This window comes from Pyxidicoccus sp. MSG2 (assembly GCF_026626705.1).
Taxonomy (GTDB): Bacteria; Myxococcota; Myxococcia; order Myxococcales; family Myxococcaceae; genus Myxococcus.
In genome coordinates this window covers 8,849,949-8,868,540 of record NZ_JAPNKC010000001.1, presented here as the reverse complement: position 1 = coordinate 8,868,540, position 18,592 = coordinate 8,849,949, and the positions used below count along the sequence as shown (strand labels likewise).

Below are 18,592 nucleotides of genomic sequence, written 5' to 3'. Positions count from 1 at the left end.
TCGCCACGACCATCGACCGCTCGGAAGAGGAGGGGGACGCCGGGCGAAGATGAGGTCCGCTCAAGGCGCGGAGCCGGGCCCCTGCGTCAGCTGCCGCGACCACTCGTGCTTCAGCTGAGGGTTTCGCGCGAGCGCCGCGTCCAGGTCCTCCGGGGCCTGCTCCCGCCATGCTCGCGGGCCCTCCGCGGAAAGCGCTCCTGCTTCGCGCAGCCGCCGCAGGCCCGCGCGCAGCAGCAGCGCGTCCGCCCACTCCGGGCGCGCGGCGAGCAGTGCATCCGCCACCTTCTCCCCTCGCTCCAGCCATGCCCCGGGAGCCTCCCCGAAGGTGGGCGCGACACGTGCGCGCTCGCGGCAGTACTGGCCGAAAGCCAGTTGGAAGTCCTGGCGCTCGGGCATCAACTCGAGCGCCTTTTCAAAGGCCCGTGCCGCCCTGTCGAAGGCCTCTCGTGCACGCTCCCGCTGCCCCCGTGAAGTGAGCCCTCGGGCGAGCACCTCGTGGACCCGGCCCCGGTAGAGCCAGGCCTCGGCCTCCTCGGGATTGCGCGCGAAGGCCTCCCGGAGGGCCTCATCCGCCCTGGCCACCGCGGGACCCGGGTCCCGCCCGCGCTCCAGCAACAGGACGGCCCGCAGGTGGTGCACCCCGGCCAGGTTGACCCAGGGCCGGGCCATGCCCGGCAGCAGCGAGAGCGCCTCGCGGTAGGCGGCCTCGGCGGCGCGGACATCGGCCTCCGGGTCCTTGCCCAGAAGCCACAGGTACTGGGCGCCCGCCGCATGCATCTCGCCGAGGTTGTTCTGCCCGTACCCCTGCTTCGGAGCCACGACGATGGCCTGCTTGCAGGCGGTCCGCGCACGCTCCAGCAGCGGGAAGGGGTCTCCTCCCCGCTCCCACGTCTCGCGCGCCAACTCCAGCAGCACCGCGCTCACGCCATTGTGGAGCTGGGGGACGCGCGCGTTGATGGCAATGCCGCGCTGGTACAGGTCCAGGGCCGCCTCCAGCTCCGGCCGGCCATCACCACCCTGGCGCACGCGACGCGCGGCCAGCGTCGCGTGAAGCGTACCGCCCAGGAAGTACGGCACGAAGTTCCGCGGATTGAGCGCCAGCGCCTTCTCCAGCGCGACGCGGGCACCTTCCAGGTCCCGCTCCTCGTCCGGAGCACGCGGAAGCGAGGCCCGCGCCAGGTAGGTCATCCCCAGGTTGAGCCAGGCATCCGGCAGTGTCTCGTTCAGGCGGATGGCTTCGCGGTAGGCGTCGATGGCACGCCCGCGAGCGGGCAGCGGGTCTCCCCCCGTGGCCTCCGCGTGGTCTGCCTGGACGCGAAAGAGCAGGCCGAGCGTGGCGTGCAACTCATAGTCCCGCGCCTTCTCGGGAATGCCCTCGAGCACTTCGATGGCCTGGCGCACCGGCTCGCTCGGGTCCAGCCCGCGGCCCTGCATGGCACGAGCACGTCGCCACAGGCTCTGCCCCAGCTCCATGCGCGCCTTGACGGGCTCGGGGCGGAGCTCCAGCGCCTCTCGCGCGGCGGCCATCGCCTTCTGGAGTGGCTCCTCCACATCCTCGCCCCGGCCCATCCGATGCTCCGCCAGGCGGTTGTGGAAGCGCGCCTCCAACACCTTCGCCCGAGCGAAGCCGGCATCGACCGCGAGCGCCCGCGCCACCGCCTCCAGGCCCCGGGTGTATGGGGGCAGCACGTCCCCCCGGCCATACAGCTCCATCACCATCGCCGTGTACTCCAGCTTCGCGAGCGCGAAGTGGATGTCGGGCACGCTCTCGGCGGTGGAGGCCGCGTCCGAGCAGGCCCGGCGTCCGGCCTCCAGGTCCGCCAGCGCCCCGTCCCGGTCCCCCGTGTTCCACCGCCGGGCGGCTCGCGTCTGCAGGATGTCGCCGCGCAGCAGGAGCACCTCGTGAGACCACGCGTGCCCCTGCCCCGTGGACTCCAGCCGCTCCAGCGCCTCATCCAGCCGGTCCTCATAGAAGGCGAGCAGGGCCGCCACATAGTCCGTGGAGGGCACCTCCGCGCCCTCGCTGGCGCGCAGCCAGGTCAGGGCCGGCTCGCGGTAGTCGCGCGCCAGGGCCTCGCGGCGCACCTGGCGCTGGGTGGCGTCCGGCAGGCGCTCCACCTCCAGCAGCGCCTCCCGGTACAGGTGCCCCAGCACCAGCGCCAGCGCCCAGGCGACGCGAGGCTCGCGGTAGCCCTCGCGCCACGCGGCTTCCAGGTGCCCGCGCGCCGTGGCCTCGTCTCCCATGGCCAGGTAGCCGCGCCCCAGCGCGTACTGGCCCGGCCCCGCGGCCAGCTCCCCGGCGTCGCGCACCTCTCTCGCCAACGCCTCCAGGCGCGCGCGCAGCTCCTCCCGGTCCTTCCGCGTGTCGTGCAGCCGGGCCAGGCCGGAGTAGCGGGCCATCGCCTCGATGCGCTCCACCTGCTCGGTGAAGCGCCGGGCCAGGCGCTCGCGCCGGGCGGCCTCCTGGCGGGTGTACACGGACTGTCCCAGCGCGGCGCCAATCAGCACCAGCGCCACGGTGACGACGCTGGCGAGCACCCGGTGCTTGCGCAGCCGCTTGCCCAGGCGGTAGCCCCATCCGACGGGGCACGCGCGCACGGGCTCTCCGGAGAGGAAGCGCTCCAGTTCCTCGGCCAGCTCCCGCGCCGAGCCGTAGCGGGCGCCGCGCTCCTTCTCCAGGCACTTGAGGACGATGGCCTCCAGGTCCACGGGGATGTCCGCGTCCAGCGCGCGCGGCGGGCGGGGCTCCACGGTGGCCACGTTGGCGAGAACCTCCAGGGCGTTGGCTCCGGAGATGGGGGCCTGGCCGGTGAGCAGGTGGTACAGCGTGGCGCCCAGGCTGTAGACGTCCGCGCGCCGGTCCAGGCGCGACACCTCGCCCCGGGCCTGCTCGGGGGCCATGTAGTGCGGCGTGCCCAGCACCGAGCCGGTAGCGGTGACGCCCTCCTTCCAGTCCCGCGCCAGGCCGAAGTCCATGACGTAGGGCCGGAGGCGGCCGTCCTCGGCGCGCTCCACCAGGATGTTGGAGGGCTTGATGTCCCGATGGATGAGCCCGGCGCGGTGGGCCGCATGGACGCCCTCGGTGACATCGCGCAGCACCAACGCCTTCTGCTCCACGGTGAGCTCGGGCGCCAGCAGGTGGAGGGGTTGTCCGTCCACGTACTGCATGGAGATGAAGGGATGGCCCTGGACCTCGCCCACCTCGTACACCTTGCACACGCGCTCATGCTCCACGCGCGCCTGCGCAGAGGCCTCGGACAGCAGGCGGCGCACCAGCTCGGGTGCGCCGCCGAGGACGAACTTGAGGGCGACCTGGCGGCGCAGGCGGGGCTCATACGCGAGGAAGACCTGGCCCATGCCGCCCTGGCCCAGGAAGCGCACCGGCTGGTAGCGCTCCCACCCGGGCACCGGGAAGGCGGGGCCCGCGCCAGGACGCTCCGTGAGCTGGGGCCCTCCCTCGATCATCATCGTCGCGGCGGCGTCCTGTTCGGGAGTAGCAGCCGCACCGGGCCGCAGCAGTGCGAACGCCGCCTCGGAGACTTGGCCCCGCTCCACCAGCAACTCCAGGAGCCCACGTCCCCGCTGGCGAGCCTCCTCCAGCAAAACCTCCGCCTCTTCGCGCGAGATGAACCCCTCCGCCAGCGCGATGCGGAGCTCGGCTTCCAGGTCCATGTGAAGGAGTTCCCCCGTGGAGGAGGTAAACCCTACCACGTCCTCTTCCGGCGCCCGGTTCGCCGGGAACCACGCCGAACAGCAGGCGGACGGACGGCGTTGACTGGAACGAGCTTCTAGAATCAGGTTCCAACCATGGAGAAGGAACGCCGAAGCGCCGTTGGCGAGCGGAGCCGCCGCGCCATCCTGGACGCCGCGCTCGAATGCTTCACCCGACTGGGGTGGGCGGCGACGACCATCGAGGACATCCGCAAGTCCAGCGGCGCCAGCGTGGGCAGCGTCTACCACCACTTCGGAGCGAAGGAGGGCATCGCGGTCGCCCTCTACATCGACTGCCTGCGCCAGCATCAGGAGGTGCTGCGCGCGCGGCTGGAGCGCGAGCACGACGCGGAAGGCTTCGTGCGCACTGTCGTCATGCACCACATCACCTGGTCGCGGGCGAATCCGGACGCGGCGCGCTACCTCATCCGGATGCGCCGCGAAGAAGCGGTGGCTGCCGCCGAGCCGGAGATTCAATCCGCGACGGGCGACTTCCTGCGTGAGGGTTTTACCCGGCTGAAGGCCTTCGCGAAGGAAGGCCAGTTGCTCCACCTGCCGTCCACCGCGTACATGCCGTTGCTACTCGGGCCCGCGCAGGAGTTGCTCCGCTACTGGGCCAGTGGCCGGGGCGAGCTGAAGCCTGGCATCGAGAAGGTGCTGGCGGATGCGGCGTGGCGCTGCCTGAAACCCTAGGACAGGGCCCACGCGATGGCGTCGCCGATGCGGTCCTGCCCGAAGAACAGCTCGTCACGGGTGACGCAGTTGGGTGCGCCGAAGATGCCCAGCGCCTCGGCCCGGGCGGTGTTCTCGCGGAGCCGGGTCTTGTTCTCCTCCGTGACGGCGGAGGCGAGCACCCGCTCGGAGTCCACGCCGAGCCCGCTCAACACCTCCGCCAGGACAGTCGGCTGCGAGATGTCGCGGTCCTCGGCGAAGTTGGCGCGGAAGACGGCGCGGATGAAATCCCCGAGCCAGGGCTGGCCCTCACCCGCGCAGGCCACTCGGGATGCGAGGACCGTGCCCCGGGGGAAGACGCTCGGCCGGCGCCAGGGCAGGCCGTGTTTCGCGCACAACCGCTCCACGTCTCGCCACATGTACCGGCCGCGAACCGCGCTCACATTGAACGGCGAGTCCTTGATGCCGAGCTGCGCGGTGAACAGGGGGCCGAGGAGGAACGGCCTCCACAGGAGCGGGACTCCCGCGGCCCGACACTCCTCTTCAATTCGCAGCGCACCTACGTACGAGTAGGTGCTCCCGAACTCGAACCAGAACTCCAGCGGCGCGGCCATGCGGACCTCCTGGCCACGAGGTCTACACGCGCTCGAGCACCGCCGCCACCGCCTGGCCGCCGCTCGTGCACAACGCAACCAGGGCCACCGTGCCGCCGCGCCGCTCCAGCTCGTCCACGGCGGTGCCCACGAGCATGTTTCCGGTGGCGCCCAGCGGATGGCCCAGGGCGATGGCGCCGCCGTTGACGTTGACGCGCTCCAGGTCCACCTCCAGCGCACGCGCCGTCTGCAGGACGACGGCCGCGAAGGCCTCGTTGATTTCCCACAGGTCCACGTCGCGCGCCGTCATGCCCGCGGCCTTGAGGGCCTTGAGCGCGGCGGGAGCCGGCCCCGTCAGCATCAACACCGGGTCGCTCCCCACTGCGGCGACGGCCCGCACCCTGGCGCGGGGCTTGAGCCCGTGGGCGCGCACGTAGTCACCGGAAGCCACCAGCATGGCCGCCGCGCCGTCCACGATGCCGCTGGACGTGCCGGCCGTGTGCAGGTGCCGCACCTCGCGGGCCCGGGGCCACGCGCGCACCGCCAGCGCATCCAGCGTCTCGCCGTGGGGGCCAGCGACCTGGGCGCCCAGTTGCGTGAAGGAAGCGGAGAGCGCCGCCAGCTTCTCGAGCGACGTGTCCGCGCGTGGAGAGTCATCGGTGGCCAGCAACACCTCGCCGGTGTCCGGGTGCTTCACGGGGAAGAGGCTCCGGCTGAAGCGCCCCTCCGCCTGCGCCCGCGTGGCGAGCTGCTGGGAGCGGAGGCCGAACGCGTCCAGCTCCGCGCGGGAGAAGCCCTCCAGCGTGGCGATGAGGTCCGCGGAGATGCCCTGGGGGACCTGGAAGAGACGCTCGCGAAGGCGGGTGTTGCCCCCATCCGTCCCGCCTCCGTCCGCGCCCAGGCCCAGCCGGCTCATCTGCTCGACGCCGCCAGCCACCACCAGCCGCTGCGCGCCCGAGGCCACGCCCATGGCGGCCAGCGACAGCGCCTGAAGGCCCGAGCCGCAGAAGCGGTTGAGGCTGAAAGCCGGCACGGTGATGGGCCAGTTGGCGGCCAGCAGCGCCTGCCGCGCGATGTTGGCGCCCTGGGCCTCCACCTGGGCCACGCAGCCAATCACCACGTCGTCGACTTCCGACACGTCCACGCTCGTGCGCTGTGGAAGCTGTTGCAGCGTCTGCGCCAGCAGCTCCTGCGGGTGCAACCCGCTGAGCGCGCCCTTCCCAGGCTTCGCCCGGGCCCTCGGCGTCCGGACCGCATCCAGAATGTAGGCATCCATCGGCAAACCCCTTCCCACTCGCGGCGAGGCCTCGTGCCCCGGTCAACGCGCCACAACCATATTTCAAGCATAATATGGTCGCAATTCCAATTGGCACCCCGGGTCCGTGGGCGGACATTCCGGTAGCGAAGAGGGGGGCCCGGGTCCGGGCCTCGGCCCTGGATGATGGCTATAATCCGGAGCAGCGAGGAGACACCTGGATGGGGCATCCCCCGGAACAGAAGCAGGCCACACACGAGCGCATCCTGGAGGCGGCGAGCGCGCTCTTCCGTCGGCAGGGGTTCTCCGCGACGAGCGTGGAGAACGTGATGCGCGCCGCCGGGCTGACGGTGGGCGGCTTCTATGCGCACTTCGGCTCGAAGCAGGCGCTCCTCGTCGAGTCGCTCGCGCGCATCATGTCGAAGCGCCGGGGGGAGTGGTTCCAGGGCATCGAGGACCTGCGGGGCGCGGAGTGGATGAGCCACCTCGTGCGGCGCTACCTCTCCCGGGCCCACCGTGACGCCCAGGTGCCCGCGTGCCCGCTGCCCGCCGTGCTGTCCGACGTGGCTCGCGGAGAGCCCGCGCTGAAGGAGACCCTCTCCCGGGAGGTGGACCTGATGGTGGAGGGCATCGCCGCGAACCTCTCCGGAGACACCCGCGCGAGTGCCCGGGAGCGCGCACTGGCGGCCTACGCGCTCTGCATCGGAGCGCTGAGCATCGCGAAGGCGACGGAGGGGACGCCTCTCTCCGACGAGATGCTCATCGCGGCCCGCCGCGCCTCCGTGCTGCTGGCGGAGACGTCGGAACCCCGCGCCTGACGCGGGCCCCGGTTCGCGGCGGACTCGAAGCCCGCGCTACAGTCCCCGTCCGAGATGATTCGCGAGAATCCGAGCGTGCCCATCCTCATGGGCCTGGTCCTGCTGGTGCTGGGTGTGGTCATCGGTGGCGAGCTGCTCCAGGGCACGAGCGCCAACGATGACCCGACTGTCGCGAGGCCGCTGCGGCCCTCGGCCCGCGCTCAGGGCCGGCAACCTGCCTCGTCTTCGGCCAAAGCCGGTGCGAGCCTCGTGTTCATCTCCTTCGGCGCGGGGCTGAGCCTGTATGGCTTCCGCCAGTCGAAGCGGCAGGGGCTGCTGCTGCGGGACGGCGTGCCCGTGGTGGGCCGCGTCGTCCACATCCACCACGAGCGGAAGCGCAGCAGCCGGCTTACCTACCGCTTCGTGGACGACCAGGGCCAGGTGCGCGAGGGCGTCTACTCCACCCTCTTCGCGGGCGGCCCGCTGGACGAGCTCCAGGTCGGCACGGACGTCACCGTCGTCTACGACGCCGCGGACTCGCGCAGGCACACACTCGACGTGGACCATGTGCGGCGCGCGGACGCAGCGCTGCGCCGGCTCTGACGTCACACGGTCATGGGGCGCTCGCGTGTCCGCGCCCCACACCGTCTCTGACCACAGCATCACCGGGTGCTCGCGTGCCCGCGGCCTACACCGTCTCGGTTCGCAGCGTCACCGGGTGCTCGCGCAGCCACTCCTGGCAGCGCTGGATGCGCACGGCGGCGGCCGGCAGGCCCATGTTCGTCAGCAGCTCCCGGTAGGGCTCGAAGCTCTCCGGCGTCCACGTGGTGAGAGCCTTGAGGTCCGCGAGCATGACCATCTCCTCGGCCGAGCGCCCCACGGCCTCCTGCCGCGAGGTGAGCAGCGCGGCGAGCGTCATGCGCGCGGGCTCCGCCTCGAAGGCGATGGCGGTGTCCATGAAGGCCGCACGGGTGGCCTCGTCGGCGGATGCGTCCTTCGCCTTCTCGCGCAGGCGCCCCAACAGCCCCGACAGGAAGTCCTCGTCGAGCGCGCCCTTCACCGCGCGCATCAGCGTCGTCACGGCCTCGCGCCGCGTCGCCGGCTCCGCGTCCTGCGGCAGGGACTTCAGCGCCTGCATCGGCTCCCAGAGGACGCAGGTGAGCCACAGCTCCTCCTCGGGTGCGAAGACGGGCGGAGAGGAGGGCTCGCGCATCCGGGCCTCCACGCGGGCGGCGCGCTCCCGGGCCTCGCGGGCGATGCGCTCGGCGATTCCCGGGTCTGACTGCACGTAGCGCAGCAGCGCATCCACATCGCCCCCTCGGGCCTGCTGGAGGGCCTCGCGCGCCTCGGGCGGCAGCGTCTCCTCGGCGAAGCCACCGGCGAGCGCCTCGTACTTCTTCACCAGCTCCGCGTGCTTCGCACTCCACTCGCGGAACTGCACGTCGAACACCACGTCCAGCAGCGGGTTGTCCTCCGCGCGCGAGCGGCCGAGCTTCTTCGACGCGGAGGCGAACAACACCCCCACGCTCAGCGCCTGCCGGTCTCCAGCGGAGAGCCCCGGCTCGGAGGCACGCCCCAACAGCGCCGTGCCGAGCTGCTCCAGGAACGCGGGCGTGCCCAGCGCACGCACCGTCCCGACGAGCAGCTCGCGCCGGGCGCTGGTGGCGTCCTGGCCCTCCTTGTCGGACAGCCGCGCCAGCTCCGGACCCACGTGGTCGGAGAATGCCTTCGCATCGAAGCGCAGGCCGGGTGAGGGGCCCCACTCGGCCAGCAGCGCGCCCAGGCGCACCAGGCACCCGGACAGCCGCGACGTGTCCGGGTCTCCCAGAATCTCCATCGCCGCCTTGAGGTCCGCGGCCAGCGGGTGCGCGGGAGCAGCGGGCGGCGGCGCGGCCTTCGCCCGGTCCTCGGCGGCATGGCAGACCTTGTACTTCAGGCCGCTCCCACAGGGGCACGGGTCATTGCGGCCGGGCTTCTTCGAGCTCAATCGTTCCTCACGGGTCCTTGCACGCGACGGGTGCGGTCCGGTGGCACCGTAGCAGGCCGCTCCCGGAAGCAAATCCCGATGTGGGGACAGATGCCCGACGGGCAACGTGCTGATGGCGCACGGGCTCACACCCTCGATGCGCGTGTTGTCCGCCTCACGGCATCGGCGAGGTGTCGGCCGTGAAGGCCGCCCGCTCCTCCGCCGTGAGGTCCGGCCGCTGCTCACACCCGCGCTCCGCCGCCAGCACCGCGGCCTCCAGGACGGACATCACGGCCAACGCCTGCGCGGGCGTCACGGGGTTGGGCCCCCTGCCCTCCAGCGCGTCTCGCAGGCCGCTGTAGTAGCGGCGGTAGTCCCCGGGAGGCGCGACGGTGGTCCGCACCGAACCCGTCGCCCCGTCCGTCAGCCGTCCGGGTGAGGGGTCCTCGCCCCACCCCGGAGCCCCGGGAAGCACGTCCGCGCGCAGCCCGTCCTCCTGCGTGTCCAGCCCGTGCTTGAGCCACGAGCCCTTCGTGCCATGCACCGCGAACCGGGGCAGTCCCCCCGCGACGAGCATGGACGCCTGGAGCACGACATGCCGCCGGGGATACGCGAGGGTGACCTGGCACCAGTCATCCACCTGCGCTCCCTCGCGATGTCTCCCGAGGGCCGCCGCCACGGTGTCGGGCAGCCCGAACAGTTGCAGCGACTGGTCGACCAGGTGGGGGCCGAGGTCGAACCACACGCCCGCGCCCGGCTGCGCCTGCTCGCGCCAGCGCGGGCGGACCTCGGGGCGGAAGCGGTCGAACCGCGATTCCACATGCGTCACCCGCCCCAGGGCGCCGTCCGCGAGCAGGGCCCGCAGCGCGAGGAAGTCACTGTCCCACCGCCGGTTGTGGAACACCGACAGCAGCCGTCCCCGCTCCTCCGCCAGCGCGCACAGCGCGCGAGCCTCCGCCACCGTGACGGTGAAGGGCTTGTCGACGACGACGTGTTTGCCTGCGCGGAGCGCGGCCTCGGCCAGCGGTGCATGGCTCTCATTGGGCGTGGCGATGACGACGAGGTCCACGTCGGGATGTGTGGCCGCATCCCGCGCGGACGCCACCACCGTCACGCCCGGCAGCCGGGCCTGCACATTCTCAGGCTGGCTGGACGCGACGACGCGCAGCTCCAGCCCCTGCACCGCTCGAATCAGCGGAGCGTGGAATGTTCTTCCCGCGAAGCCATGGCCCAGCAGCGCGACACGCACTGTCATGTATCAATCCTCGTGCAACTGAATAGCATCCAGGCTCCCCCCTCGAGGAAGAGTTCCCATGCGTCCCTTGTCCCTGGCCTCGCTGCTGCTGTTGCTGTCCGGCCCCAGTCTCGCGGCGGTGAAGAACGTCGCCAACGTCTCCCAGCTCCAGTCCGCGCTCACCTCGGCGCAGGCCGGCGACGAGATTGTGCTCGCGGACGGCACGTATGACGTCAGCCAGAATCTGGGGTGTTCAGCGGAGGGCACCGCGTCCAGTCCCATCGTCGTGCGCGCGGCGAACCGGCACGCGGCACTCATCCGATTCAATGCCACGGAGGGCTTCAAGGTCTCCGGCCGCTATTGGACGTTCGACGGGCTCGACATCGAGGGCGTGTGCGCGCAGGACAGCAGCTGCGAGCACGCCTTCCACGTCACCGGACACGCGGAGAACTTCGTCCTGCGCAACAGCCGGGTCCGGAACTTCAACGCGCAGCTCAAGGTCAACGCGGCCAAGAACACCGGTGGCGTCTACGAGATGCCGCACCGGGGCCTCATCGAGCGCAACGAGGTCTATGACACGCGCGCCCGGAGTACGGGCACCCCGGTGACGAAGCTCAACATCGACACCGGCGACGACTGGGTGGTGCGGGAGAACTACGTGCACGACTTCGCCAAGGCGGGCGGCATCTCCTACGGCGCCTTCATGAAGAGCGGAGGCCGCCGGGGCACCTTCGAGCGCAACCTCGTCATCTGCACCAAGGACGCGGCGGCGGGGAATACGCGCATCGGCCTGTCCTTCGGCGGCGGCGGCACGGGAAACGAGTTCTGCGCACCGGCCTTCGACGCGGGCGTGCCGTGCGACCCGGAGCACTCGGATGGCGTGCTGGTCAACAACGTCGTCATCAACTGCTCGGACGTGGCCATCTATCTCAACAAGGCGGCGAACACGCAGGTGCTGTTCAACACCCTCATCGCCACCACGGGCGTGGACTTCCGCTTCGCCTCCAGCACTGGCGGGGCCCACGGCAACGTGCTGTCCTCGGTGATTCGCGGCCGCGACACCGGGAGCTTCGACGCGGGCACCAACCTCATGAACGTGGCGACCGACACCTGGTCCTCCTGGTACCAGGCGCCGCTGAGTGGCGACCTGCGCATCAAGGGGAATGTCTCGCAGCTCATCGGCGCGGCGGCGGCGCGGGCCTCGGTGACGGTGGACTACTGCGCGCGGCCCCGGCCCACGGGGTCCGCCTACAGCCTCGGTGCGCTCGAGCACTCCCTGGGTGATTGCAGCGACGCCGGCACGGGCGGTCCCACGGATGCCGGCACCGGTGATGCGGGAACTCCCGTGGACGCGGGCCATCCGATGGGGAGCGACGGCGGCTACCCGGAAGGAGCGGACGCGGGCCCCATCCGTATCGACGAGGACCCGGACTCCGACGGTGGCTGCAGCGCGGCCCCGGGCCTCGCCGCCCTGCTCGTGCTGTTGCTGGTGCCGCTCGCGCGGCGGCGCCGGGACTCCAGCCACCTGCCCTGAAAAAGACGCGGCGCCGCCCGCCGAGGAGGTCGGGCGGCGCCGCTCCCGTGGCCGCGCGGTCCAGGCCTCCGGGCAGAAGCTGCCTGGCGGTCCGCGGCCCACGGTCAGCTGTCACGTGTGGTGGTGCAGGCTCTCCACCAGGTACGGGTCCCCTGCGGGAATCATGGGCGCCGAGCGCACCGCGCGCGTCACCGCCAGCGTGAAGAGCGCGCCCACGCCCAGGAAGCCCGCCAGCTCGTACACGCCGAGCCCCGCCCCCTCTGGCATGTTCGCGGGAGCCACCATCAGGTACAGGTCCAACCAGCGCCCCGCGAGCAGCACGGCCGCCACCCGCAGCAGGTGCGACGGGCTGCGCTTCGCCGGCCGCGGCAGCAGCAGCACGAAGGGCAGCGCCCAGTTCAGCACCACATTCAGGTAGAACGGCACCGCCCACCCGCCGTGCATCCGCGCGATGAAGTAGACCGTCTCCTCCGGGATGTTCGCGTACCAGATGAGCAGGAACTGCGAGAACCAGAGGTAGGCCCACAGCGTGGCGAAGCCGAACATCAGCTTGCCCAGGTCATGCAGGTGGCTGGAGTTGAGCTGGGGCAGCGCGCCCGCCCGGTGCAGGAGAATCGCGGCCACGGTAATCGCGCACACGCTGGAGCTGAGCAGCCCCGCGACGTTGTAGAGCGCGTAGATGGTGCTGAACCAGTGCGGCTCCAGGCTCATCAGCCAGTCGAAGGCCGCCAGGCAGAACGTCAGGCCGAAGAACACGAGGAACACCGCGGACACCGCGACGTTGCGCTTCGTCAGCGCCTCCGTCCGCTCCGAGTCCTGCCGCAACGAGTTGCGCCGCAGCATCCACGTGAAGCCCGTCCACAGCGCCAGCGTCAGCACCATGCGCACGCCGAAGAACGGCACGTTGAGGAAGGCCGCCTTCTGGTGCAGCAGGTGGTCCGTCTCCATGATGCCGGGCCGCGCCCACAGGTAGAGCTTCGGCGCGAAGGGCACCAGCACCAGCAGCGGCACCGCGCCCCACGGTACGTAGGAGGCGAACGCCTCCGGAATGCGCTTGAAGACGGTGAACCAGCCCGCGTTGGCCACGTACATCAGCGCCAGGAACATGGCGCCGCCCAGGCCCAGGCACAGGAAGTAGAAGCCGCTGGTGAGCAGGCTGGAGAGCGCGCGAGCCGGGTACAGCACCAGCCCCGCGCCCAACGTCCCCAGGCCCGCCACCGCGACGGCCAGGGCCGCGCGGCGCACGCCGGGGGACACCTCGAAGCCTCCGCCCGAAGCCGGAGGTACGTCATGCACGGGGGCGCTCATGGCACGTCCTTCCGCGCCGTCCGCGCGGGGTTCTGCAGCGTGCGGAGGTAGTGGACGATCTTCCACCGGTCCTCCGGCGCCACCTGCGAGCCATGGGCCGGCATCAGCCCCTGGCCATGGGTGATGATGTGGAACACCTGCCCGTCGGGGAGCCCCTTCGCGTGCTCGGCCAGCAGCGACGGCGGCATGGGGAAGCGCGCCGTCACCAGGCCGTCCCCCAGCCCGCCCGAGCCATGGCACGGGCTGCAATACCGCTGGAAGGCCGTCTGCCCGCGCGCCAGCACCTCGGGTGTAGCGGGATAGGGATTCTTGAAGTCACGCCCGGCCCGCGCCGCCTCCTCCGGGCCCGCGGCCAGGTGCAGCGGCTGGTGCCCGCGCGGCACCGTGCCCTTCGCCGGCCCCAGCAGCGTCTTGCCGTCCGGCGTGTTGGGGTTGGGCGCGAAGCTGTCGTACGGCACCGAGGACACCATGTCCGGTGCGTACTCGTAGTTGGGCCGCGTCTCGTCCTGCTCGCAGCCGGCGGCGGCCAGGGCCAGGGCCACCGCGGCGGGGAAAACCTTCCTCACGACGCCACCTCCATCCGGGCCGTCTCCACCGCGCCGTGCCGACGCAGCAACTCCTCCGCGATGGACGCGCCCTCGGGCGCCTCGCGCGCCTCCAGCGCAATCGCGAATCGGTCGTCCGTCACCCGGGGCAGCGCCACGCGGCGGCTGCCCGGGAAGAGCTTCACGCGTGCCAGGAAGGAGCCCACGGTGATGAGCGCCGCGAAGAGCACCGTCAGCTCGAACGCCACGGGGACGAAGGCTGGGAACGAGTTGAAGGGCTTGCCGCCCACGTTGAGCGGCCAGCTCACCACGCTGGTGTACAGCTGGAGCGCCAGCGCCAGCGAGCCGCCCAGCAGCCCCGCCCCGAAGCACACCCAGGTGATTCGGCTGGGCCTCAGGCCCATGGCCTCGTCCAGGCCGTGCACCGCATAGGGCGTGTACACGTCGTGCAGGGCGTAGCCGGCCTCGCGCACGGCGCGGGTGGCGTCGAGGACCTTCTCCTCGCTGTCGAAGTAGCCGACGAGGACGGGGGCGCTCATACGGGGACATCCTTTCGGGTGGCGAGGGCCAGCGCCGGCGCGGGCAGTACCTCCGCGGCGGCGGGCGCGGCCTTGCGGGGGCCGGGGGCGGCCGCCCCTCCGTGTGTGTCTCGCGCGAAGCCCAGCACGCTCTTCACCTCGCCGATGGAGATGATGGGCAGCACGCGCACGAAGAGGAGGAACAGGGTGAAGAAGAGGCCGAACGTGCCGATGAAGGTGCCCACCTCCACCATCGTCGGCGTGTACATGGACCAACTCGACGGCAGGAAGTCGCGGTGCAGGCTGGTGACGATGATGACGAAGCGCTCGAACCACATGCCCACGTTGATGACCAGCGACAGGGCGAAGATGGCAGCCGGCGAGGTGCGCACCTTCTTGAACCAGAACAGGTGCGGCGACACCACGTTGCACGTCACCATCGTCCAGTAGGCCCAGGCGTAAGGGCCGAAGGCGCGGTTGAGGAAGGCGAAGCGCTCGTAGGGGTTGCCCGAGTACCAGGCGACGAACACCTCCGTCCCGTACGCCAGCGACACCAGGCCGCCGGTGACGATGATGACCTTCGTCATGTTCTCCAGGTGCCGGACGGTAATCAGGTGCTCGTAGCCCAGCACCACGCGGGTGATGATCATCAGCGTCAGCACCATGGCGAAGCCGCTGAACACCGCGCCGGCCACGAAGTACGGCGGGAAGATGGTGGTGTGCCAGCCGGGGATGACGGACGTGGCGAAGTCCATGGAGACGATGGTGTGCACGCTGAGCACCAGCGGCGTCGCCAGCCCCGCGAGCAGCAGGTACACCGTCTCGTAGCGGCTCCACGTCCGGTGCGAGCCCGTCCACCCCAGCGACAGCACCTTGAAGACGGCCTTGCGCAGGCCGGCCTTCGCCCTGTCGCGCACGGTGGCCAGGTCGGGGATGAGGCCCACGTACCAGAACACCGCGGACACGGTGAAGTAGGTGGAGATGGCGAACACGTCCCACAAGAGCGGCGAGCGGAAGTTCACCCACAGGCTGCCGCGCGAGTTCGGGTACGGCAGCACCCAGAAGGCCAGCCACGGGCGGCCCATGTGGATGACGGGGAAGAGGGCCGCGCACATGACGGCGAAGAGCGTCATCGCCTCCGCCGCGCGGTTGATGCTGGTGCGCCACTTCTGCCGGAAGAGGAAGAGGATGGCGGAGATGAGCGTGCCCGCGTGGCCGATGCCCACCCAGAACACGAAGTTGGTGATGTCGAAGGCCCAGCCCACCGTCTTGTTCAGGCCCCACACGCCAATGCCCGTGCCCACCTGGTACGCGACGATGCCGGCGCCGGTGCCCAGAATCGACACCGCCACCGCGAACGCCGCCCACCACCTCCACGTCGGAGGGCGCTCCATGGGCGCGCAGATTTCCTCGGTGAGCTGGCCCAGGCTGCGCGCCTCGCTGACGAGCGGCACGCGCAGCGGCGACAGGTGCTGGTGGCTCATGTTTCGCTTCCCGACCCGGTGTTGCGGATCTTCGTGAGGTAGGTGATGGACGACCCGATGTTCAGCTCCTCCAGCAGCCGGAAGGCGCGGCCGTCCTTCGCGAGCTTCGCCACGGCGCTGCCGGAGTCGTTCAAGTCTCCGAAGTGAATGGCCTTCGCGGGGCAGCTCTGCTGGCAGGCCGTCTGCACGTCGCCGTCGCGCAGTGCGCGGCCCTCGCGATTCGCGCTGGCCTTGGCCTCCTGCACGCGCTGCACGCACATGGAGCACTTCTCCATGACGCCGCGACTGCGCACGACGACGTCCGGGTTGAGCACCATGCGCTCCAGCGGCTCGTCGTGCTTGTAGTCGAACCAGTTGAAGCGGCGGACCTTGGTGGGGCAGTTGTTGGCGCAGTACCGGGTGCCCACGCAGCGGTTGTAGACCTGCTGGTTGAGCCCCTCGCTGGAGTGCACCGTGGCGAGCACCGGGCACACCGTCTCGCACGGCGCATTCTCGCAGTGCTGGCACATCATCGGCTGGTGGACGACCTGGGGGTTGGCCTCGTCACCGGCGTAGTACCGGTCGATGCGCATCCAGTGCATCTCGCGCGAGCGCAGCACCTCGTCGCGCCCGACGCTGGGGATGTTGTTCTCCGCCTGGCAGGACACCACACACGCCGAGCAACCCGTGCACGCGCTCAGGTCCACCGCCAGCGCCCACCGGTGGCCCTTGTATTCGTGGCCGGACCAGATGGAGAGCGGGTGCTTGTCGTTGCCACCGTGCGCCTCGTGCTCCTCGTTGCCCGCGCGCGGGTTGGCGAGGAACGCGGCCAGTTCCGCCTCGCGCACGTGGGGGCGCCCGTCGAGACGGTTGTACGTCTGGGTGAGGGCCAGGGGCTGCCGCTCGCCGGTGGACTCCACCGTCACGCCCGGCACCGCGCGCCGGGACTGGCCGCCCACCACCGTGGCCAGCGGATAGCCATTGGCGCCGATGCCGTCCGCGATGCGGCCCGCCCTGGTGCGGCCGTAGCCCACCGGCACGGCGATGACGGACGGGTGCGTGCCCGCCTGGATGAGCACCGGCACTTCCACCGTCTTCGCACCCGAGCGCACCCGCACCACGTCGCCGTCGGACAGGCCCAGCGCCTTCGCGCGTGCCGGGGCGATGCAGGCGGGGTTGCCCCACGTCACCTTGGTGATGGGGTCCGGCACCTCCTGCAGCCAGCCGTTGTTGGCGAGCGCGCCGTCGCGCAGCGCCACCGTGGGGTACAGCACCAGCTCCCAGTCCACGGACGCGCGGGCCACGCCGGCCAGCGCCTTCGCGAGCCCGTCCTCACGGAAGGCCGGTGCGGCCACCGGCGTCGCGGGCAGCATCACCACGCCCCGGCGCACGGCATCGTCCCAGAATGCGCTGAAGTCCTGTCCGGCCACGCCCGCGCGGGGGAAGACCTCCGCCTCCCAGCGCTCGCGCAGGAAGTCGTAGTGCGAGCGGGGTGCCCCCGCCCACAGGAGCAGGGACTCCACCAGGGGGCGCGTGTCGTGCAACGGCGCCACCGCCGGCTGGCGCAGGGAGAGCACGCCACGCCGGGGCTCCGCGTCGCCCCACGACTCGAGGCCGGTGACGTCCGGTGCGTGGAAGCGCATCAGGCTGGCCGTCTCGTCCAGCCTGTCGTTGGTGGCCACGGTGAGGAGCACGGACTTCAGCAGCGCCGCCAGCTCGTCGCCGCGCGGGTCCGCATAGGCGGGGTTGACGCCGAGGAAGAGCACCGCGCCCACGCCGCCCGCGCGCAGCTCCGACAGCAGCTCGCCGTACGTCAGCGCGTCCGCATCCAGCGCCACGCCGTCCGCTACCGACACGGTGTTGCCCTCGTTGCCCAGCAACGCGTTGGCCGTGTTGGCCAGCACCTGCGCGGCCACGTCGTCACCGCCCGCCACCACGAGCGCCCTGCCCCGCTGCGCCCACAGTGCTTCCGCGAGTTCCTCCAGCGCGGTCTCTTCCAATGCAGGTGCGGCGACCGACGCCACCGCCGGCACCGCACGCTCCGCCTTCCGCGCCAGCCGCCGCACGAGGTCGGCCAGCGCGGGCGTCACATCGGACGGGGACACGACGAAGCGCCGGTCCGCGGCGGCCCCCGTGAGCGTCAGCACGGGCTCCACCTGGTAGTGCAGCGCCATGTCCCGCTTGCCGGCCGCATCGCGCGCCTCGGTGTACTGGCGGGTGAAGGCCACCGGCGACACCCAGGTGCCGAGGAAGTCCGCGCCAAAGCTGGCGATGACCTTCGCGTTCTCGAAGCGGTAGTCGGGCACCACGCGCACGCCGTGCGTGACCCGGTGGGCGTCGCCGATGGCGGCCAGCTCCCCGAGCGGCTCGTAGCGCACCGTGCGCGCCGTCGGGTACGTGGCGAGGAAGCGCTTCACCGCGGCCTCGGCCGTGGGGCCCATCACCCAGGGCAGCACCACGCGGATGGGCATGCCCGATTCGGTGGCCTGCCGCAGTCCCTCCTTCACCTTCCCGTCCAGCGCCGCCCACGCGGTGCGCTGGCAGGACAACGAGGGGAAGCGGGCGCGGCTGGCGTCGTAGAGGGAGAGGACGGACGCCTGCCCCACCGCGCACACGCCGCCCTTCGAGACGGGGTGTTCGTCGTTGCCCTCCACCTTGATGGGGCGCCCGTCGCGCGTCTTCAGCAGCACACCGCACTGGGCGCTGCACCCGTTGCAGGTGGACGCGTACCAGAGCGACAGGCCGGGGGTGACTTCATCCGGCCGCGAGACGTAGGGGATGATCTTCTGCACGGGCGCGCGCTGGCAGGCCACCATGGCGGCGGCGGCGCTCAGGCCCATCACCTTGAAGAAGTCGCGGCGGCTGCTCGCGTCCGGAGGCACGGCGGCCACGCCCACCGGCAACTCCTCCGCGAACTCGTTGCGTGCGTGCTCGGGCAACGCGCCGGCGCGCTCGGCCAGGCTCTGCCAGTACTTGGGAAGGGACTCGGACATGGA

At 71.3% G+C, this 18,592-nt stretch carries 14 protein-coding genes; 4 read left to right on the top strand and 10 right to left on the bottom strand.

What is annotated here, in order from left to right; genetic code table 11:
- Positions 1-60: 60 nt before the first annotated feature.
- Complete coding sequence (locus OV427_RS34760; RefSeq protein WP_267860514.1) at positions 61-3,672, bottom strand: serine/threonine-protein kinase; 3,612 nt, start codon at positions 3,670-3,672, stop codon at positions 61-63.
- A gap of 135 nt (positions 3,673-3,807) precedes the next feature.
- On the opposite strand from OV427_RS34760, the gene OV427_RS34755 reads away from it, so the two are divergent.
- Positions 3,808-4,404, top strand: a complete 597-nt coding sequence (locus OV427_RS34755; protein WP_267860513.1) for a TetR/AcrR family transcriptional regulator — start codon at positions 3,808-3,810, stop codon at positions 4,402-4,404.
- Here OV427_RS34755 and OV427_RS34750 read toward each other — a convergent pair.
- Both OV427_RS34750 and OV427_RS34745 read right to left on the bottom strand, forming a co-directional pair.
- On the bottom strand, positions 4,401-4,997 hold the full coding sequence (locus OV427_RS34750) for a 2-hydroxychromene-2-carboxylate isomerase (RefSeq protein WP_267860512.1): 597 nt from the start codon (positions 4,995-4,997) through the stop codon (positions 4,401-4,403). The two genes, OV427_RS34755 and OV427_RS34750, sit on opposite strands and share 4 nt — an antisense overlap.
- Positions 4,998-5,019: 22 nt before the next feature.
- On the bottom strand, positions 5,020-6,252 hold the full coding sequence (locus tag OV427_RS34745; protein WP_267860511.1) for an acetyl-CoA C-acyltransferase: 1,233 nt from the start codon (positions 6,250-6,252) through the stop codon (positions 5,020-5,022).
- A 200-nt stretch (positions 6,253-6,452) separates the two neighbouring features.
- On the opposite strand from OV427_RS34745, the gene OV427_RS34740 reads away from it, so the two are divergent.
- The gene (locus OV427_RS34740; protein WP_267860510.1) at positions 6,453-7,049 is read left to right on the top strand and encodes a TetR/AcrR family transcriptional regulator; all 597 of its coding nucleotides are present in this window, start codon (positions 6,453-6,455) and stop codon (positions 7,047-7,049) included.
- Positions 7,050-7,103: 54 nt separating this feature from the next.
- Positions 7,104-7,631: a DUF3592 domain-containing protein gene (locus OV427_RS34735; RefSeq protein ID WP_267860509.1), complete on the top strand. Its 528-nt coding sequence runs from the start codon at positions 7,104-7,106 to the stop codon at positions 7,629-7,631.
- Positions 7,632-7,716: 85 nt separating this feature from the next.
- On the opposite strand, the gene OV427_RS34730 is transcribed toward OV427_RS34735, so the two are convergent.
- The gene (locus OV427_RS34730; protein WP_267860508.1) at positions 7,717-9,015 is read right to left on the bottom strand and encodes a YecA family protein; all 1,299 of its coding nucleotides are present in this window, start codon (positions 9,013-9,015) and stop codon (positions 7,717-7,719) included.
- Between the two features lie 154 nt (positions 9,016-9,169).
- Positions 9,170-10,249: an oxidoreductase gene (locus OV427_RS34725; protein ID WP_267860507.1), complete on the bottom strand. Its 1,080-nt coding sequence runs from the start codon at positions 10,247-10,249 to the stop codon at positions 9,170-9,172.
- Positions 10,250-10,307: 58 nt separating this feature from the next.
- Here OV427_RS34725 and OV427_RS34720 point away from each other — a divergent pair, with 58 nt between their 5' ends.
- Positions 10,308-11,762: a chondroitinase-B domain-containing protein gene (locus OV427_RS34720; protein WP_267860506.1), complete on the top strand. Its 1,455-nt coding sequence runs from the start codon at positions 10,308-10,310 to the stop codon at positions 11,760-11,762.
- 111 nt (positions 11,763-11,873) lie between these two features.
- Here the strand turns inward: OV427_RS34720 and OV427_RS34715 are convergent, their stop codons facing one another.
- The 5 genes from OV427_RS34715 to OV427_RS34695 are packed head-to-tail and all read right to left on the bottom strand — an operon-like array spanning position 11,874 to position 18,589.
- Entirely contained in the window at positions 11,874-13,070 is a 1,197-nt protein-coding gene (locus OV427_RS34715) for a hypothetical protein (protein WP_267860505.1), read from the bottom strand.
- Entirely contained in the window at positions 13,067-13,636 is a 570-nt protein-coding gene (locus OV427_RS34710) for a c-type cytochrome (protein WP_267860504.1), read from the bottom strand. Before OV427_RS34710 ends, OV427_RS34715 begins: the two co-directional genes overlap by 4 nt.
- Positions 13,633-14,154, bottom strand: a complete 522-nt coding sequence (locus tag OV427_RS34705; RefSeq protein WP_267860503.1) for a DUF3341 domain-containing protein — start codon at positions 14,152-14,154, stop codon at positions 13,633-13,635. The genes OV427_RS34710 and OV427_RS34705 overlap by 4 nt, the downstream gene beginning before the upstream one ends.
- The gene (gene nrfD, locus OV427_RS34700; protein WP_267860502.1) at positions 14,151-15,617 is read right to left on the bottom strand and encodes an NrfD/PsrC family molybdoenzyme membrane anchor subunit; all 1,467 of its coding nucleotides are present in this window, start codon (positions 15,615-15,617) and stop codon (positions 14,151-14,153) included. The genes OV427_RS34705 and nrfD overlap by 4 nt, the downstream gene beginning before the upstream one ends.
- Positions 15,614-18,589, bottom strand: a complete 2,976-nt coding sequence (locus OV427_RS34695; protein ID WP_267860501.1) for a TAT-variant-translocated molybdopterin oxidoreductase — start codon at positions 18,587-18,589, stop codon at positions 15,614-15,616. Before OV427_RS34695 ends, nrfD begins: the two co-directional genes overlap by 4 nt.
- Positions 18,590-18,592: the final 3 nt, after the last annotated feature.